A 17,729-nucleotide genomic window follows, 5' to 3' on the forward strand; every position below is an offset into this window, starting at 1 on the left:
CTACAGCCAGGCCAGCGACGCCGCCCGTTCCAGCACGGCGCGGACGGCCGCCTCGTCGCCCGTCGAGCGCCTCGGCACCTCGTCGGGCGCGCGGCGCCCTCCCACGAGCCGGCAGAAGTCCACCGCGTCCACGGCGAGTTCGCCCCGGACCGGGTCGTCCTCCGAGCCGAGGACCCACCGGGCGTCCTCCCCGCCGACCGTCACCGCGAACAGCACCGGCGGTGCCGACGGCCCGAGGGCCGCACCGAGCACGCGGACGGCCAGCCGCACCAGCCGCCGGAGATGGCCGTCGGGCGGCGGCGGCACCGCGAGGCCCAGCGCCCGGCCGATGTCGTCCGCGTGGATCCACGCCTCGAAGGCGCGGGTCAGGAAGTGGTCGGCGACCGGCAGCCGCGTCCCCATCAACGTCGCGGCGCGCGAGGCGAGTTCGGGGTCCCTCGCCTCCGCCGTGGCGAGCAGGGCCGAGGACTGCGCGGCCCACTCGGCCACCGTCTCCGAGGGCTCGCGCGTGCGCTCGTAGGCGATCACGTCCGCGGTCCGGGTCTCCCAGTCCGCCTCCCACGGAGTCGCCTCCCGGCCCCGGGGCGGCGGCACACGGACCTCCAGGCCGAGGTGCCGCGCCAACTCCTGGTCCGCCGCGATCAGATGGCCGACCGTGTCGCGGACGTCCCAGTCGTGCACGACCGGAGTGCTCCACGACCGCCTGCCACCGAGCTCGCGCAGCAGTGCCCCCAGGCCCGCGACGGCCGCCGCGTACGGCACCGCGTGGTCCGCCACGCGCGGCAGGGCGGGGCGGGCGCGCAGGGCCGGACCCAGCACTCCGTCGATCCCCGTCGCGCCGTTGCCGGAGGGGGCCGACGCGGGATCGCCGCCGTCCAGCAGCCGTACCGTCTCCCTGAGCCGCACCGCCTCCGCGGAACAGGTCTCGCAACCGGCCAGATGCGTCGGCACGGCCCGTCCGCCTCCCGGCGGCAGGGCGCCGAGGGCCCAGGCCGCCAGCAGTTCGGGCACGCCGTCGTGGTCGTCGGTCACCGGACGCCTCCTTCCCCTGTCGCCATCATGCGCCCCTCTCCCACAGCGGATCGGGCGGGTCCGCCGTGTCCGACAGGGCCTGCGCCAGCTTGCGCAGCGCCGACCGCAACCGGGTCTTGGCCGTACCCTCCGGGATGCCCAGCTCCACCGCGGCCTGCCGGTAGGTGCGGCCGGCGAAGTAGGCGAGGTGCACCACCTCCCGCTGCGGCTGCGGGAGTTCGGCGAGGGCCGAGTGCAGCAGGAGCGAGCGCTCGCGGTCGACGACCGCCTCGTCCGGACCGGGCCCCGTGTCCGGGATCGCGTGCAGGGCGGAGTCGTCCGCGGCGGCGTCCTTGCGGTGCCTGGCCTCGCTGCGCACCCAGTCCACGGCCCGCCGGTGGGCGAGCATGGACAGCCAGGTGCGCAGCGATCCGCGGCTCGCGTCGAACGCGTACGGCCGGCTCCACAACTGGGCGAAGACCTCCTGCGCCACGTCCTCGGCGGCGGCCGGGCTGCGCGTCACCCGTACGGCGACCCGCCGCACGAGCCCGGCGTACGCGGTGTACGCCTCGGCCAGCGCCGACTCGTCCCCGTACACCAGTCGTCGGTGCAACTCCGCGTCCAAGGGCGCCCGTTCGGACTTGTGGAGAGTCGGCTCCACCGGCATCACCACCTCGTGGTGCCTTCCTAGCGCCCCGCGGGGTGCTCGCGCCAGTGGGCCGGCCGGACTCGCGGGCCCGGTTCCGGGCGGCGGGCCGGGCCGGGGCCCGGAACCGGCTCATCCGGACAGGACGTCCAGCAGCCGGTCGACGTCGTCGGCGGTGTTGTAGAGGTGGAAGGCGGCCCGCAGATTGCCCGCGCGGTCGGAGACCTCCACACCCGCGCGGCTGAGCGCCGGCTGACGGTGGCCGAGCCCGGGCACCGACACGATCGGCGAGCCGGGGGCGGGCACCGGCGGTGCGCCGAGCGAGGCGAGACCCGCCCGGAACCGCTCGGCCAGCGCCAGGTCGTGGTCGCGCACGGCCTCGATGCCCAACTGCTCCAGGAGTTCGAGGGAGCGCCGGGCGCCCGCGTACGAGAAGAGGCCGGGACTCTCGTCGAACCGCCTCGCGGAGCGGGCGAGTTCCTCGACCGGGCCGTAGCAGGAGTCCCAGGGGTGCTCGCCCGCGACCCAGCCGGCGAACACCGGGGTGAGCCCGCCGAGGTCCTCCGGGACGACGAGGAAGGCCACCCCGCGCGGGCAGACGAGCCACTTGAAGGCGACGGAGACCAGGTAGTCGTACGCGTCCGCGTCCAGCGGGAGCCAGCCGGCCGCCTGGGAGGCGTCGACGTACGTACGCGCGCCGTGCGCGGCAGCGGCCGCGCGGATCGCGGGGAGGTCGGCGACCCGGCCGTCGGCGGACTGCGCGGCGCTCACCGCGACGAGCGCGGTGCCGGGACGCACCGACTCGGCCAGCCGCTCCAGCGGCACGGCCCGCACCTTGAGGTCCGTACGGACGTGGAACGGTGTCACGAGTGAGCTGAACTCGCCCTCCGCCGTGAGGACTTCGGCGCCCTCGGGCAGGGAGGCGGCGATCAGGCCGGTGTACACCGCGACCGAGGCCCCGGCCGCGACACGGCGGTCCGTGACCCCCGTCAGCCGGGCGAAGGAGGCGCGGGCCGCCTCCACGTCGGCGAACATGTCCTGCGGCTTCCCGGCGGCCACGGACTCGACGCCGGCCCGTACGGCCGCCACCGCGCGCGCCGGGAGCAGCCCGGTGCTGGCGGTGTTCAGGTAGGTGCTCCTCGGGGCGAACTCGGCGCGGACCAGGGTCTCGAAGGTCTCCATGGGAACCACTCTGCGGCCCCGGGGGGCCCTCGTCCATCGCGTATTCGTACGCGGATCCCCCAAGCGGTCCTTATGCATGGCCGCTGAGCTGGGGCGACGGCCGGGCGGGCCCGGACGCCGCCCGGCAGGTCAGTTCCGCGGCACCGCGCAGCCGTCCGGTCCGCAGGCCTCGGCGTCGTCCTGCTGGATCAGCTCGATCGGCGAGCGGTTGCCCCACGCCTGCTCCAGCGCCCGGGTGAAGACCTCGGCGGGCTGGGCGCCGGAGACGCCGTACGCGCGGTCGAGGACGAAGAACGGCACGCCGTTCGCGCCCAGCTCGGCGGCCTCGCGCTCGTCGGCGCGGACCTCGTCCGCGTAGGCGTCGGGGTCCGCGAGGACCTCGCGGACCCGCCCCGCGTCCAGGCCCGCCGCGACGGCCAGCTCCACGAGCCGCTCGTCGTCGCCGAACACGGACCGCTCCTCGGCGAAGTTGGCCCGGTACAGGAGCTGGATCAGCTCGTCCTGGCGGCCCCGCTCCTTGGCGAGGTGGAGCAGCCGGTGCATGTCGAAGGTGCTGCCGTGGTCGCGGTCGCGGGTGCGGTACTCCAGTCCCTCGGCCGCCGCCTGCGTGCCCAGGTTGTCCTCGCCGGCCTGCGCCTGCGCCTCGCTCATGCCGTACTTCTTGGTCAGCATCCGCAGGACGGGCTGGATGTCGCCCTTGGCCCGGCCGGGGTCGAGCTCGAAGGAGCGGTGCACGACCTCGACGGCTTCGCGGTGCGGGAAGGCTTCGAGCGCCTTCTCGAAGCGGGCCTTGCCCACGTAGCACCAGGGGCAGGCGATGTCGCTCCAGATCTCGACGCGCATTTCTTGGCTTTCTCCGGCTCGTACGGGCACGAGGACGTTCCCCGCGGGTACGTGAACGTTCAAGCGCCGGTGTTCATTCCCCCGCCACGGCGTACACGAGGGCGAGGTGGTGGTCGCCCGGGGCGGGCGGCTGCTCCGGGTCCGGGACCCAGCCCCGGGCCGCGTAGAAGGCCCGGGCGCGCAGGTTGTCCACGTGCACGCCGAGCGTGGCCGTGCGCTTGCCGTCGACCCGCCACTGCTCGGCGCAGGCCGCGTGCAGGGCGGAGCCGACGCCCGCCCGCCAGTGGTCCGGGTCGACGTGGAACTGGAACAGGTGGACGGAGTCGGCGGGCGCGCCCTCGGCGGTGCGGAAGGAGGCGACGCCGAGGATCCCGCCGTGCTCCACGAGGCACAGCACATGGCTGTCGGGCCGCTCGATGGCCACCCGCCACGAGGCGCTCCAGTCGGCGCCGGGGTCGGGGAGTCCGTCCGGGTAGTACGTCGCCCGCGCGCGGGCGTGCAGCGCGGCGACCGCCTGCGCCTCCGCGGCGAGCACGGTCCTGATCACACGCCGTCCGGTCACCCGGTCCCCGATCATGCCGGTCATGATCCGGAAGACGCGGTTCGGGCGCCGGCGGTTCCGGGCGCCGCCCCGCGGCGAGGGAGCGCCCGCCGGGCGGGCTCAGGCCAGGAGGTCCGCCGCCGCGCGCCGGGCCGCGGCCGCGTCCGCCGGCCGGCCCGACTCCGTCAGGGCCGCGGCCAGGGCGGACAGGCAGGCGAGGACGGTGTCCCCGGTCGCGGCGGGGCCGTAGTGGTTGACCCGGACCATCTCGCCCGCCAGGGCTCCGCCGCCCGCGGCCAGCGGAAGCGCAGGGTCGGCGGCGAGGGCCCGCGCGACCAGTTCCGACGCGTCCAGTCCGGGCGCGGTGCGCAGAGTGGTGGCGACCGGGGCCGCGTCCGCCGCCTCGTACACGTACGGCTCCAGTCCGTCGAGCGCCGAGGCGCCCGCGCGGGTGGCGGCGGCCGCCGCCGCGTGCCGGGACATCACCGTGTCGAGGCCCTCCGCCTCGATACGGGCCACGCACGCCTCCAGCGCGAGCATCTCCAACTGGGCCGGAGCGTGCGGCAGCGCGCGGCGGCCTGCGTCGGTCCAGCGCTCCTTCCAGTCCAGCAGCGAGAGGTAGGAGCGGCGCGGCGCGTGCGGGTTGGCCGCCATCCGGTCCCAGGCGCGGCGGCTCACGGACACCGCGGAGACCCCGGCGGGACCGCCCATCGCCTTCTGCGCCCCGATCACGCACAGGTCCACGCCCCACGCGTCCGGCAGCACCGGCTCGGCGCCGACGGAGGCGACGGCGTCCAGGTAGAGGAGGGCGCCGTGCTCGCGTACGACCTCGCCGATCTCCGCCACCGGGTTCGTGTTGCCGGTGGCGGCCTCCGCGTGCACCAGGGACACGAAGCCGATCTCCGGGTGCTCGGCGAAGGCCGCGCGGACCTGCTCGGCCGTGACCGCCGTGTGGAAGGGCACCGCCAGGTCGTGCACGGTGGCCCCGCAGTCCCGCAGCCAGTCGCCGAAGGTGCGGCCGTAGGGACCGGTGACCACGTTGAGGGCCGTCGTGCCGGGACCGGCGGCGGACCTGATGGCCCCCTCCAGCGGCAGCAGGGCCTCACCCTGTGTGATCACGACGTCCTGCCGGGTGGACAGCAGCCGCGCCACGCGGTCCTCGATCGACGCGAAGTGCGCCGCACTCATCGGGGCGAGGTCCAGGAAAGGGTGCGTCACGGCGGTGCTCTCTTCACTCACGGGGTAAACAGCAACGAGCGTAACCGGCACCCCGTGCGTCGCCCCACCGGCGACATCCGAGGCCGGACGGCGCAACAGCCATGGGATTGGTTTGAGGAACCCAAACCTCTCCTTATAATCGGAACGCATAGTTCCCCCACAGGAGGTCAACCCCGTGAAGATGGTCCCCGGCCGCCGGGCCCGCATGCTCGCCGCCACCACCGCGACGGTCGGCCTGGTGCTCGTCGCCGGCTGCTCCTCGGACGACGACGGCGGCAAGAAGACCACCGCGAACGGGGTCGAGCTGGTGAAGGGCGGCCAGCTCACCACCTGCACGCACCTGCCGTACCCGCCGTTCCAGTCGGAGATCGACGGCAAGGTGCAGGGCTTCGACGTCGCGCTGATCGACCTGGTCGCCGAGGACCTGGGCGTCAAGCAGGTGGTCCTCGACCAGCCGTTCGAGAACTTCAAGACCGGCGGCTCCCTCAACGCCGGCCAGTGCGACCTCGCCGCGGCCGGCATGACGATCACCGACGAGCGCAAGAAGAACGTCGACTTCTCCGACCCGTACTTCGAGGCCACCCAGGCGGTCCTGGCCGACAGGAAGAGCGGCATCACCTCCTTCGCGGACCTCAAGGGCAAGAAGGTCGGCGCCCAGGCCCAGACCACCGGCGAGGAGTACGCGAAGAGCAAGGGCCTCGACCCGGTCTCCTTCGAGTCCTCCGACGCGCTCCTCAACGGCCTGCGCACGGGCCAGGTCCAGGCCGTCGTCATCGACTACCCGGTCGTCCAGGGCTGGCTGAAGGACAAGGCCAACGCGGACGCCTTCAAGGTCGCCGACAACATCAACACCGGTGAGGAGTACGGCTTCACGGTGAAGAAGGGCAACACCGCGCTCGCCGACGCCATCAACAAGGCACTGGCCGACGCCAAGTCGGACGGCACCTACAAGAAGCTGTACGAGAAGTGGATCGGCCCGTACGACGAGAGCGCCTCCGCCTCCCCGTCCGCCGCCTCATGAGTGGGACGGACACCGGGGTCCAGCCCCGCAGGAGCGGTCTGACCAGACGTCAGAAGCGGGCCGTCTCACGCGGTGTCCAGTACGCGGTGTTCGTCGCGGCCGTGATCGCCGTCGGCGTCACGGCCGACTGGGGGCGGCTGCAGAACCAGTTCGCGCAGCCCGACCTGGCCGAGCGGATGTTCCCGGACATCATCACGCTGGCCCTGAAGAACACCGTCCTCTACACGGTCTCCGGGTTCGTCTTCGGCCTCGCCCTCGGCGTGGTCGTCGCGCTGATGCGGCTCTCCTCCGTGGGGCCGTACCGCTGGCTGGCCGGCATCTACATCGAGATCTTCCGCGGCCTGCCCGCCCTGCTGATCTTCATCTTCGTGGGCGTCGCCGTCCCGCTGGCGTTCCCCGGCACGGAGATCCCCGGCGGGACGTACGGGAAGGTCGCCCTCGCCCTCGGCCTGGTCGCCGCCGCGTACATGGCCGAGACGATCCGCGCGGGCATCCAGGCCGTCCCCAAGGGCCAGATGGAGGCGGCCCGTTCACTGGGCTTCTCGCACGCCCGGGCCATGGTCTCGATCGTCATCCCGCAGGCCTTCCGGATCGTGATCCCGCCGCTCACCAACGAGTTGGTGCTCCTGTTCAAGGACTCCTCGCTGGTGCTGTTCCTGGGTGTCACGCTGGAGGAGCGCGAACTCTCCAAGTTCGGCCGCGACCTGGCCAGCGAGACCGCCAACTCGACACCGATCCTGGTGGCGGGCCTCTGCTACCTGCTGGTCACGATCCCGCTCGGGTTCGTCGTACGCCGCCTGGAGCGGAAGGCCGGGGAGGCCACCAAGTGAGCAGCACTCCGCAGAACCCGCCGCCGACCCGGGAGATCGAGGTCCGCGGTCTGCACAAGTCCTTCGGCGACAACGAGGTGCTGCGCGGCATCGACCTGGAGGTCGGCTCCGGCGAGGTCGTCTGCGTCATCGGCCCCTCGGGCTCCGGCAAGTCGACCCTGCTCCGCTGCGTCAACCTCCTGGAGGAGCCCACCCGGGGGCAGGTGTTCGTCGGCGGTACCGAGGTCACCCACCCGGACGTGGACATCGACGCCGTCCGCCGCCGCATCGGCATGGTCTTCCAGCAGTTCAACCTCTTCCCCCACCTGTCGGTGACCGACAACCTGACGCTGCCGCAGCGCCGGGTCCTCGGCCGCGACAAGGCGGCCGCCGCGAAGGCCGCCGCGGAGAACCTCCGCCGCGTGGGGCTCTCCGAGAAGGCGGACGCCTACCCGGCGTCGCTCTCCGGCGGGCAGCAGCAGCGGGTCGCCATCGCCCGGGCACTCGCCATGGGCCCGCAGGTGATGCTCTTCGACGAGCCCACCTCGGCGCTCGACCCGGAACTCGTCGGCGACGTCCTCGCCGTGATGCGCATGCTCGCGGACGAGGGAATGACCATGATGGTCGTCACCCACGAGATGTCGTTCGCGCGCGAGGTGGCCGACCGGGTGGTCTTCATGGACGGCGGGGTCGTCGTGGAGCAGGGCGATCCCGCGCGGGTCATCGGCAATCCGGCCCATGAACGAACCCGCCACTTCCTCTCCCGCCTCCTGGACCCGGCGATGGCGGACGTGGAGAACGTGGAGGACGCGCAGAACGCGGACGACGCTGCACGGAAGTCGCCGTAGGAACGGGGGCCGCATCGACCTGCGGGTCCGGTGGGGGCCCGCGCGGTTCCCCGCGCCCCTCGGGAGGGGCTGCGCCCCATCAGGGGCGCGGGGAACAGCGCGAAGGCCCCCACCGGGGCCGCGGACGACGTGCACCGCCGAAGAACTAGGCTGCCGCCCATGAGCGATCAGCCGCCGGTACTGCACGTGAGGGGCCGTGTACTCGTCGCCCCCGACGACGCCCGGGACGAACTCTGGGTCGTCGACGGCAAGGTCACCTACGACCGTCCCCGGGGCGACGCCGCGAAGGACGTCCGCACGATCGACGGCTGGGTGCTGCCCGGCCTCGTCGACGCGCACTGTCACGTCGGGCTCGGCCCGCACGGCGGGGTTCCGCGGGACGTCGCGGAGAAGCAGGCGCTCACCGACCGCGGGGCCGGCACCCTGCTCGTCCGGGACGCGGGCTCGCCGTCCGACACCCGCTGGGTCGACGACCGCGACGACCTCCCGAAGATCATCAGGGCGGGCCGGCACATCGCCCGCACCCGCCGCTACATCCGGGGCTACGCCCACGAGATCGAGCCCGAGGACCTCGTCGCGTACGTCGCCCGGGAGGCCCGGCGCGGCGACGGCTGGGTGAAGCTCGTGGGCGACTGGATCGACCGGGGGACGGGCGACCTGAGCGCCTGCTGGCCGCGTGACGCCGTCGAGGCCGCCATCGCCGAGGCGCACCGCCTGGGCGCCCGGGTCACCGCGCACTGCTTCGCCGAGGACTCGCTGCGGGACCTGGTAGAGGCGGGCATCGACTGCGTCGAGCACGCCACCGGGCTGACCGAGGACACCGTCCCGCTCTTCGCCGAGCACGGCGTCGCGATCGTGCCGACCCTCGTCAACATCGCGACCTTCCCGGACCTCGCGGCCGGCGGCGAGGCGAAGTTCCCCCGCTGGTCCGCCCACATGCGGCGACTCCACGCGCGCCGGTACGACACCGTGCGCGCCGCGTACGACGCGGGAATCCAGGTGTACGTCGGCACCGACGCGGGCGGCACGCTCGCGCACGGCCTGGTGGCCGACGAGGTCGCCGAGCTGGTGAGCGCCGGGATTCCCCCCGTCGAGGCGCTGTCGGCCACGGCGTGGGGCGCCCGGCGGTGGCTCGGGCGGCCCGGCCTGGACGAGGGCGCGCCGGCCGACCTGGTCGTGTACGAGAAGGACCCCAGGGCGGACGTACGGGTACTGGCGGCGCCGCGGCGGATCGTGCTGAACGGCAGGGTCGTGGGTTAGCGGTCGGCGGGTCGGCGGGTTAGCGGTCGGCGGGTCGGCGGGTCGGCGGGTCGTCGGGGCTGGTGGGGCCGTCGGCCGGTTGTCGGGGCGCCGGTGGCCGGGGCGGTCCGGGGGCGTCGGCGGGGGCGAGCCGGCGGGGCCTGCCGGGGTGCCGGCAGACCGGTGCCTGCCCGGGTGTCCGCGCGGGTGCCGTGCGGAGGGCGCGGGGTTGACCGGGCGTTACGTGTCCCCGGTGCGGCTCGTTGCGCACTCCCGCGCCCGCTCCGGCGCTTCGACCGGCGTGTTCGAGCCGTGTGGCCGATTCGGGTGAGGCGGAGGAACGCGCGTGCCGGGAGATTCGAAGAGGCGCGCGGAAACTCCACGTACGAGTGAACTACCGTCACCTCGCTGACTGTTCACCCTCCGCGCGTAAGTATTTCCCGCATCGACGCCGTCGGCGCTCCCCGCAGGTCCCCGTGGCCGGAGCGTGCGGCGGCGTCGCGTCTCCAGTTCTGTCTCCCGTGGGGGTCCCACCACCTTGAACAGCAACGCTTTCCGCATGCCCGCACGCCGGTTGGCCGTCACCGCGGTGGCCACCGCCCTGGCCGCAGGTCCCACGGTCCTGGCCGGGGCGGGCACGGCCCACGCGACCGGCGACCACGGCCGTGCCGGCGCCGCGGTGCTCCGGACCGGGCTCGACGTCTCACTGCTCGACAAGACCGTGGACGTCCCGCTGACGGTCTCGCTCAACGAGGTCGAGGCGCCGCGGAGCGCCGAGAAGACCGCGCTCACCGTGAAGCTGGACGGGGTCGACGGGGGGAAGCCGTTCACCGTGCTCGGCGCGGAGGTCGCCCGCGCCGACGCGACGGTCTCGGCCTCGAAGTCGGAGGGGTCCGTGCAGCTCGCGCACGCCAAGGTGCACGTCCCGGGGCTGCCGCTGCTGTCGCTCATCGAGATCGAGAAGGTCACCGCGTCGGCGGTCTGCGAGGCGGGTGAGAAGCCCGTGGCCAAGGCGAACCCGGTGGGCGCGGTGACGGTGCTCGGCAAGAGGACCACGCTGACGGCCGGCGGCCCCACCGTGGTGAAGGTGCCCGGGGTGGGCGAGGTCCGCCTCGACCTGTCGTCGACCCGCACCACCTCGCGCACGGCCGCCGCCACCGCGCTGCGGCTCAAGGTGTCGATCAACCCGCTGAAGCTGAACGTCGCCGAGGTCGACGGCACCGTCACCCTGGCGGAAGCCACGTGCGAGGCGCCGGACGTGCCCGCTCAGGAGGCACCGGCCCGGGAACCGGCCGAGGCGGCGCCGGCGGACCCGGTCGAGCCGGCGGCCGGGGAGGCACCGCAGGGCGCTCCCGTCGAGGAGGCCAACCTCGCGGCGACCGGCGGCAGTTCGTCGACGCCGTACGTCGCCGCCGGGGCGGTCGCGCTGCTCCTCGCGGGCGGCGGAGCCGTCGCGCTGGCCCGCCGCCGGAGGAGCTGACCCGGTCCGGTCAGGGCCTGTTGAGGGAGGGGGCTCCCGCAACAGGCCCGGGCGTCCGGACGCGGGCGCGGTGGGTGGTCGTGACGGGTCACCGGGTCACCGGGTCGGCCCTGGGGAGGGGGGCCGGACGGGTGCGTGGGCCCGGTCCGTGGACCCGTGGCGGAGTTCCCCCGCTCGGCCCGAGGGGGTGGGCGCCGGGAGTCCGGCGCGGAGGGGGGCTTCCGCGCCGACCGGGGAGGGCGCGCCCGGCCGACGCGGGTGGGGGCCCGCGTCGGCCGCACGGGAGGGGGCTCCGGCACCGGCTCCCGACGGGGAGGGGCGGGGCGGGGCGAGGTCGGGAGGTCGGGAGGTCGGGCGCGGAGGGGGGCTTCCGCGGCCGACCAGGTCGGAGGGGGGCTTCCGTGCCCGGTCCGGTCGCCTCGGGGAGCGCGTTCGACCCGTGCGGGGGCCTCGCAACGGTTCCTCGGCGACGCACGCGCGGTGGGTGAGGCGCGGAGGGGGCTTCCGCGACTGGCCCGTGCAGGAAGGCGGTGTGCCCGGGCCCGGGTGCGGGAGGGACCCGGGAGGGGCCGCGACAGGCCCGGGCGGGAGGGACCCGTACGGCCTGGGCGGGGAGGAGCGTCCGGGCCGTACCGGCCGGTGCCGCGGGCCCGGGCGGGAGGGACCCGCACGGTCCGGGCGGGGCGGGGTGTTCGTCCCGGGCGGGGCGGGGCGCGCATGGCCCGGTGGGACGGGCCCGGGCAGGGCGGGGGTGCGCGGGGCCCGGGCGGAGAAGGTGCCCGGGCCCCGCGCACGCGCCGGGCCCGGCGGCCGGGGAGGCGGGGCCGGGCGGAGCCCGCCGGGGCCGTGCTCAGCCGGTCCCGGTTCGCGTGCCCCCGGGGTCCAGCGCCCTGTCCAGGGCCCGGAGGAACCGGTCGGCCGTGACGCGGTCGCGCACCGCGAGCCGCAGCCACGTCCCGTCGAGCCCCGGGAACGTGTCCCCGCGCCGCACCGCGAAGCCCAGCCCGCGCAGCCGCATGCGTACGGACGCCGCCTCCGGGAGCCGTACGAGGACGAACGGCCCCTCGGCGGGCTCGACGACCCGGAGGCCCTGACCGGCGAACTCCTTGAGCGTGCCCACGAGATGGGCCCGGTCCGCGGCGACCCGGCCGGCCGCCGCGGCCTGCTCCGCCAGCGCCCGGGGGCTCATGCAGGCCTCCGCCGCGGCGAGCGCCGGCGTGGAGACGGGCCAGAGCGGCTGGGCCCGTTCGAGGTCGGCGATCGTCCCGGGCGCCGCGAGCACGTACCCGATCCGCAGCCCCGCCAGCCCCCACGTCTTGGTGAGGCTGCGCAGCACGACGAGGCCCGGCACGTCGGTCCGTCCCGCGAGGGCCTCCCGTTCGTCCGGCACGGCGTCCATGAACGCCTCGTCCACCACCACCGTGCGGCCGGGCCGGGCCAGTTCGGCGATCAGACCGGACGGGTGGAGCACGGACGTGGGGTTCGTCGGATTGCCGATCACCACCAGGTCGGCCTCCTCGGGAACGGCCGAGACGTCGAGCCGGAAGCCGTCCTCCGCCCGCAGCAGCACCCGCCCCACGGAGTGCCCCGCGTCCAGCAGGGCCGCCTCCGGCTCGGTGAACTGCGGATGCACCACCACGGGCCGGCGTACCTTCAGGGCCCGCGCGAGCAGGACGAACGCCTCGGCCGCGCCCGCCGTGAGCAGCACCCGGTCCACCGGCAGGCCGTGCCGCGCCGCCACCGCGGCCCGGGCGGTCCGCCCGTCCGGGTAGGCGGCCAGTCCGGTCAGCGACTCGGCGACACGGTCGCGCAGCCACGCCGGGGGAGTGCCCGTACGGACGTTCACGGCGAGGTCCACCAGGTCCGCGCCGTCGCCGCGCACCTCGGCGTCGCCGTGGTGCCGCAGATCGTGTGCGGACCCGTGCCCGCCGGCGAGGCCGGCGCCGTCGTCAGCGGACATGGGAGTGCGTGTGGCCGCCGTGGTGGTGGCCGTGCCCGTCGTGGTGGTGGCCGTCGTCGTCCGGATGGAAGTGGGGCTGCTGGGGGAGGCCCACCTTGTCCTCGAAGCCGGGCAGCGCGATGCGGTACACGCAGGAGTCGCAGTTCATCCGCAGATCGCCGGCGACGGCCTCCCGGTAGCGCTCCATCACGAGGTCGAGCAGTTCGGGCTCGGGGCCGATGACGTCGGCGGAGAAGACCTCGACGTCCGGACGGGCCGCGGCCCACCCCTCGGTCTGGTGCCGCACCCGCTCCGGCAGGATCCCGGTGAACAGGAAGTACGGGAGCACGACGATCCGTCGCGCGCCGAGTTTCACGCAGCGGTCCAGGCCCGACGGCACGTCCGGCGCGGCCAGCGACACGAACGCCGTCTCCACGCCCGCGTAGCCGCGCCCCTCCCAGAGCAGCCGCGCCGCCTTCAGCACCTCCGCGTTGGCGTCCGGGTCCGTCGAACCGCGCCCGACGAGCAGCACGGTCACATCGGCCCGGTCCTCGGGCGAGCGCGCGGCACCGCCGAGCGCCTCGTCGAGCCGCCGCTCCAGCACGGCCAGCAGCGCCGGATGCGGTCCGAGGGGACGGCCGTACGTGTACGAGATGCCGGGGTGCCGCTCCTTCTCCCGGGTCAGCGCGGCCGGGATGTCGCCCTTGGCGTGCCCGGCGGACACCAGCATCAGCGGCACCGCGGCGAACCGCCGCACGCCCCGCTCGACGAGTTCGGCCACGGCCTCGCCGAGCGGCGGCGGGGACAGCTCGATGAAGCCGCCCGCGACGGGCAGTCCGGGGTTGCGGCGGCCCAGTTCCCGGACGAAGGAACGGAAGGCCTCGGCACCCGCGTCGTCCCGGGTGCCGTGGCCGGCGATGAGCAGGGCGGGGGCGGGGGTGGTCACGATGTCTCCTCGGACGGGAACGGGGGTACGGGACTGCGGTGCGGTCCGCCGACGGGGGCGGCGGGGAGGACGGCGGCGGGCGCGAGGAGCGTGCCGGGCACGGAAACGGATACGGCCGCGGCGGCGGATGAGGCCGAGGCGACGGAGGTCGCCGAGTCGGGCGCGGTCGTCCTGGGCCGGGGCCGCGGGGGGCCGACGCGGCTCACTCGGGCTCCTCCTGCCAGCGGTAGCCGCGTGGCGTCACCATCCGGCCGGCGATCTCGCGGGTCGCCGTGTTGCCGACGGTCACCACCGTCATCATGTCCACCGTCGCCGGGTCGAGCCCGGCCAGGGTGGTGACCCGGCTGGACTCGTCCGGGCGCGAGGCGTTGCGTACGACCCCGACGGGCGTCGCCGGTTCCCGGTGCTCCGCGAGCAGGGCGAGCGCCTTGGGGAGCTGCCAGTCCCGGCCCCGGCTGCGCGGGTTGTAGAAGGTGACCACCAGATCGGCGCCGGCCGCCGCGCGGACCCGGCGCTCGATGACCTCCCACGGCGTGTGCAGGTCGGAGAGGCTGATCGACACGTGGTCGTGGCCGAGCGGCGCCCCGAGGATCGCCCCGGCGGCGAGGGCGGCGGTCACTCCCGGCACACCGACGACGTCGATGTCGTCGGACGCCTCCGCGAGCGCGGGGGACGCCATCGCGTACACGCCCGCGTCCCCGCTGCCGATCAGCGCGACCGCGTGCCCGAGCCGGGCCTCGGCCACGGCCGTGCGGGCCCGCTCCTCCTCGGCCCCGAGACCCGACTCCAGGACGCGGGTGCCCGGCCGCAGCAGGTCGCGGATCTGGTCCACGTACTGGTCGAGCCCGACGAGCACGGAGGCGCGCCGCAGTTCGTCCCTCGCGCGCGGCGTCAGCAGGTCCCGGGCACCGGGTCCGAGACCCACCACGGCGAGCCGCCCGCGGGCCGGACGGCGCACGACCGCACAGGTGGCCATGGCGGGTCGGACGGCCGACTTCCGCTTGGGGACGAGGAGTTCACCGCCCCGTACCAGCGCGGCGGCCTCCGCCACCGACGGGGTGCCGACGGCGGCGAGCGGCGCGGCCGAGGGGTTCGGCACCTCCACGGCCGCCAGCGCCGAGGCGCTGTGGGCGACCACCGGAACCCCGAGCCGGGCGGCCGCCTCGACGATGCCGGGCTCGTCGCGCTTGGCGTCGACGGTCGCGAACTCGGCGACGGACCGTACCGAGAGGCCGGCCCCGCGCAGGGAGTCCTCCACGAGTGCCAGCACCTCGTCGGCCGGAGCGCCCTTCGACGCGCCGACCCCGACGACCAGGGACGGCGGCCGCAGGAGGACCTCGCGCTCGGCGGGCCGCACGGCCCGGTCGGTGACGCGGACGGTGTGCTCGCCGCCCGACGCGACCACGCGCAGCGGCGGCAGGGGCCAGTTCAGCTCGGCCGCCAGCACGACCGGGGCCCCGTCCAGCATGGCCCGGGACACTCCGGCCACGTCCCCCTCGACCGGGTACCCGAGCGTGTCGAGCCCGGGAAGGCCGACGGAGTCGGTCGCCGTCGTCACGACCGGTTCGGCGCCGAGCAGGTCGCCCACCTCGCGGGCGAGCTCGTTGGCGCCGCCCGCGTGCCCCCCGACCAGGGACACGGCGAACCGCCCGCCCTCGTCGACGCACACCACCCCGGGATCGGACGTCTTGTCGGTCAGCAGGGGGGCCACCAGCCGCACCACGGCCCCCGTGGCCAGGAAGCACACGAGCTGCTCGCACTCCGCGAACGCCCGCCGCACGGCGTCGCCCACGGGCCCCTCGTACACACGGGTACGGCCGGGCCAGGCCGAGGCCACCCGACGGCAGCCGGCCGAGCCGGCGGCCGTCGCGGAAATCAGGCCGATCACTGAGCAGCTCCTTCACTACGTGCCGGAGGCCGGACGCCCCACAGCAGGAAGACGGGGTTGGCCGCGGCGAGCCGGGTGACGTCACCCGGCAGCGGCGCCAGGCGGGACGACTGCAGCAGTACGCCCTCGCAGTCGAGCCCCGCGGCGGTGAGCGCCTCACGTACCGAGGGCACCCGGTCGAGGGCGGCCAGCGCCACGACGACCGAGCGCCGGGCCCGGCGGGCGCAGGCCGCCACGATCGCGGGCAGCTCCCGCCCGCCGCCCCCGACGAACACCGCGTCGGGGTCGGGCAGGTCGCCCAGCACGGTCGGCGCGGCACCGTGCACGACGCGGACGTCGACACCGTGCGCCGCGGCGTTGGCGCGCACGCGCCGCACACCGTCGGGCGTCCTCTCCACGGCGGTCACGGCGGCTCCGAACCGGGCGCACTCCACGGCCACCGAACCCGAGCCCGCGCCGATGTCCCAGACGTGGTCGCCGAGCCCCGGCCCGAGCCGGGCCAGCGCGAGGGCACGTACCTCGAACTTGGTGATCATCGAGTCGCGGTGGGTGAACTCGTCCTCGTCCAGGGCCCAGCGGGCCGGCCCGGGCGGCGGTCCGGCGATCGTGCGGGCCGGGGACAGGACGCGTGACTCGTCCAGGGACAGCACGACGTTGACCTCCGCACCCCAGTCACGGGACGCGGCCTCGGCGGGCGTGACCCGCTCCAGCCGCTCACCCGTGCCCCGGCCGGAACCCGGGGAACCCAGCGCGGTCGCGACGACCAGGACGCGCCCGCTCGACCGGAGCGCCGCGCCCAGCTCGGCCGGCCCGGCGCCGGGGCCGGTCAGCACGGCCACCTTGGGATGCGCGCGGCAGACGTTCGCGGCCGTCCGCGGATCGCGCCCGTGGGCGCTCACCACGACCGCGTCGTCCCAGGCGAGACCGGCCCGGGCGAAGGCGGCCGCGACGGACGACACTCCGGGACGGACCTCGAGCGACCCGGCTCCGAAGCGCTCCGCGAGCGCCCGGACGATCCCGAAGAACCCGGGGTCCCCGGAGGCCAGCACGACCACCGGGCGCGGCTCGGAGGCCCCCTCCCGCTTCGCGAGGTACCGTGCGACCCTGTCGAGCGCGGGCGCCAGCGGACCGAGCACCACCTGCTCCGCCGTGTCGGGCGGCCCCGCGGCGAGCAGATGCCGCCGCGCCCCCACCACGAGCCCGGCCCCGGCCAGCGCGGCCCGGGCGTCCGGGGCGAGGGGTGCCCCCGTGCCCGTACCGACGACGGTGATCACGGTGTCGCGCCCCGGGTGCGCAGCGCCCTGCGGGCCTCGGGGTCCGCCTTGCGGAAGCCGTGGAAGTGCCCGGGGTGGTACAGGTGCGAGCGCGTGCCGTGCGCGTCGAGGGCCGGGCCGACCAGGAACAGCGTGTGCTTCCACAGCTTGTGCTCCTTGACGGTCTCCTCCAGCGTGCCGATCGTGCACTTCACGATCAGCTCCTCGGGCCAGGTCGCCTGGTACGCGACCACCACGGGCGTCGAGGTGGGGTAGCCGCCCTCCAGCAGCTCCCGGACGAGCTGGCCGCTGCGGGCCGCCGACAGGAAGAGCGCCATCGTGGTCCCGTGCCGGGCGAACTCGCGCACCTCCTCGCCCGGCGGCATCGGCGTCTTGCCGCCGCCCAGCCGGGTGAGGATCACGGACTGCGCGACCTCGGGGATGGTCAGCTCGCGTCCGGCGAGCGCGGCGACGGCCGAGAAGGAGGAGACGCCGGGCACGATCTCGGTCTCGATGCCGATCACCGCGCACCGGTCGACCTGCTCCTGCGTACCGCCCCACAGGGCGGGGTCGCCCGAGTGGATGCGGGCCACCCTGAGCCCTTCGGCGGCGGCCCGCTCGTACACCGCGACGACGTCCTCCAGCGACATCGCCGCCGAGTCCAGGATCTCCGCGCCCTCGCCCGCGTGGTCGAGGACGTCCTCCTGCACGAGGCTGGCCGCCCAGATCACGACGTCGGCCTCGGCGATGGCGCGCGCGGCCCGGAACGTCAGCAGGTCGGCGGCGCCGGGTCCGGCCCCGACGAAGGTCACCTTGCCTGCGGGGGCATCGGCCATGGGATGGGTTCCTCTCCTACGAGTTCTGC

At 75.2% G+C, this 17,729-nt stretch carries 16 protein-coding genes; 5 read left to right on the forward strand and 11 right to left on the reverse strand.

The genetic code is table 11. The annotated features are described in order from the left end of the window. From IE265_RS23680 to IE265_RS23705, 6 genes are all read right to left on the reverse strand, one after another. Complete coding sequence (locus IE265_RS23680) at positions 1-1,032, reverse strand: maleylpyruvate isomerase family mycothiol-dependent enzyme (RefSeq protein ID WP_190037671.1); 1,032 nt, start codon at positions 1,030-1,032, stop codon at positions 1-3. A 25-nt stretch (positions 1,033-1,057) separates the two neighbouring features. Further along, positions 1,058-1,678, reverse strand: a complete 621-nt coding sequence (locus tag IE265_RS23685) for an RNA polymerase sigma factor (RefSeq protein ID WP_190037754.1) — start codon at positions 1,676-1,678, stop codon at positions 1,058-1,060. 111 nt (positions 1,679-1,789) lie between these two features. Further along, a complete protein-coding gene (locus IE265_RS23690) occupies positions 1,790-2,839 on the reverse strand; it encodes an aminotransferase class V-fold PLP-dependent enzyme (RefSeq protein WP_190037672.1) in 1,050 nt (349 codons plus the stop codon). A 129-nt stretch (positions 2,840-2,968) separates the two neighbouring features. Further along, a complete protein-coding gene (locus IE265_RS23695) occupies positions 2,969-3,682 on the reverse strand; it encodes a DsbA family oxidoreductase (protein WP_190037673.1) in 714 nt (237 codons plus the stop codon). 73 nt (positions 3,683-3,755) lie between these two features. Then, a complete protein-coding gene (locus IE265_RS23700) occupies positions 3,756-4,259 on the reverse strand; it encodes a GNAT family N-acetyltransferase (protein ID WP_190037755.1) in 504 nt (167 codons plus the stop codon). 84 nt (positions 4,260-4,343) lie between these two features. Then, positions 4,344-5,441: a pyridoxal-phosphate-dependent aminotransferase family protein gene (locus IE265_RS23705; protein WP_190037756.1), complete on the reverse strand. Its 1,098-nt coding sequence runs from the start codon at positions 5,439-5,441 to the stop codon at positions 4,344-4,346. A 175-nt stretch (positions 5,442-5,616) separates the two neighbouring features. On the opposite strand from IE265_RS23705, the gene IE265_RS23710 reads away from it, so the two are divergent. The 5 genes from IE265_RS23710 to IE265_RS23730 all read left to right on the forward strand — a co-directional run bounded on the left by IE265_RS23710 (position 5,617) and on the right by IE265_RS23730 (position 10,838). Continuing rightward, the gene (locus IE265_RS23710) at positions 5,617-6,462 is read left to right on the forward strand and encodes a transporter substrate-binding domain-containing protein (protein WP_190037674.1); all 846 of its coding nucleotides are present in this window, start codon (positions 5,617-5,619) and stop codon (positions 6,460-6,462) included. Then, positions 6,459-7,292: an amino acid ABC transporter permease gene (locus tag IE265_RS23715; RefSeq protein ID WP_190037675.1), complete on the forward strand. Its 834-nt coding sequence runs from the start codon at positions 6,459-6,461 to the stop codon at positions 7,290-7,292. Before IE265_RS23710 ends, IE265_RS23715 begins: the two co-directional genes overlap by 4 nt. Continuing rightward, positions 7,289-8,119 carry an amino acid ABC transporter ATP-binding protein gene (locus tag IE265_RS23720; RefSeq protein WP_308434801.1) on the forward strand — a complete coding sequence of 277 codons (831 nt, stop codon included), beginning with the start codon at positions 7,289-7,291 and terminating at the stop codon, positions 8,117-8,119. The genes IE265_RS23715 and IE265_RS23720 overlap by 4 nt, the downstream gene beginning before the upstream one ends. 159 nt (positions 8,120-8,278) lie before the next feature. Then, positions 8,279-9,379, forward strand: coding sequence for an amidohydrolase family protein (locus tag IE265_RS23725; RefSeq protein ID WP_190037676.1), 1,101 nt, complete (start codon positions 8,279-8,281; stop codon positions 9,377-9,379). 517 nt (positions 9,380-9,896) lie between these two features. Next, on the forward strand, positions 9,897-10,838 hold the full coding sequence (locus IE265_RS23730; protein WP_229916435.1) for an SCO1860 family LAETG-anchored protein: 942 nt from the start codon (positions 9,897-9,899) through the stop codon (positions 10,836-10,838). 850 nt (positions 10,839-11,688) lie between these two features. On the opposite strand, the gene cobC is transcribed toward IE265_RS23730, so the two are convergent. The 5 genes from cobC to cobM all read right to left on the reverse strand — a co-directional run bounded on the left by cobC (position 11,689) and on the right by cobM (position 17,700). Then, the gene (gene cobC / locus IE265_RS23735; protein ID WP_190037678.1) at positions 11,689-12,798 is read right to left on the reverse strand and encodes an Rv2231c family histidinol phosphate aminotransferase CobC; all 1,110 of its coding nucleotides are present in this window, start codon (positions 12,796-12,798) and stop codon (positions 11,689-11,691) included. Beyond that, positions 12,788-13,723, reverse strand: a complete 936-nt coding sequence (locus IE265_RS23740) for a sirohydrochlorin chelatase (RefSeq protein WP_190037679.1) — start codon at positions 13,721-13,723, stop codon at positions 12,788-12,790. Before IE265_RS23740 ends, cobC begins: the two co-directional genes overlap by 11 nt. Positions 13,724-13,925: 202 nt before the next feature. Next, positions 13,926-15,611, reverse strand: a complete 1,686-nt coding sequence (gene cobJ, locus IE265_RS23745) for a precorrin-3B C(17)-methyltransferase (RefSeq protein WP_190037680.1) — start codon at positions 15,609-15,611, stop codon at positions 13,926-13,928. After that, on the reverse strand, positions 15,608-16,885 hold the full coding sequence (gene cbiE, locus IE265_RS23750; RefSeq protein ID WP_190037681.1) for a precorrin-6y C5,15-methyltransferase (decarboxylating) subunit CbiE: 1,278 nt from the start codon (positions 16,883-16,885) through the stop codon (positions 15,608-15,610). Before cbiE ends, cobJ begins: the two co-directional genes overlap by 4 nt. Continuing rightward, complete coding sequence (cobM, locus tag IE265_RS23755; RefSeq protein ID WP_190037682.1) at positions 16,882-17,700, reverse strand: precorrin-4 C(11)-methyltransferase; 819 nt, start codon at positions 17,698-17,700, stop codon at positions 16,882-16,884. Before cobM ends, cbiE begins: the two co-directional genes overlap by 4 nt. Between the last annotated feature and the right edge of the window lie 29 nt (positions 17,701-17,729).

It is taken from the genome of Streptomyces fructofermentans, from assembly GCF_014651055.1.
In the GTDB taxonomy this organism is placed as follows: domain Bacteria; phylum Actinomycetota; class Actinomycetes; order Streptomycetales; family Streptomycetaceae; genus Streptomyces; species Streptomyces fructofermentans.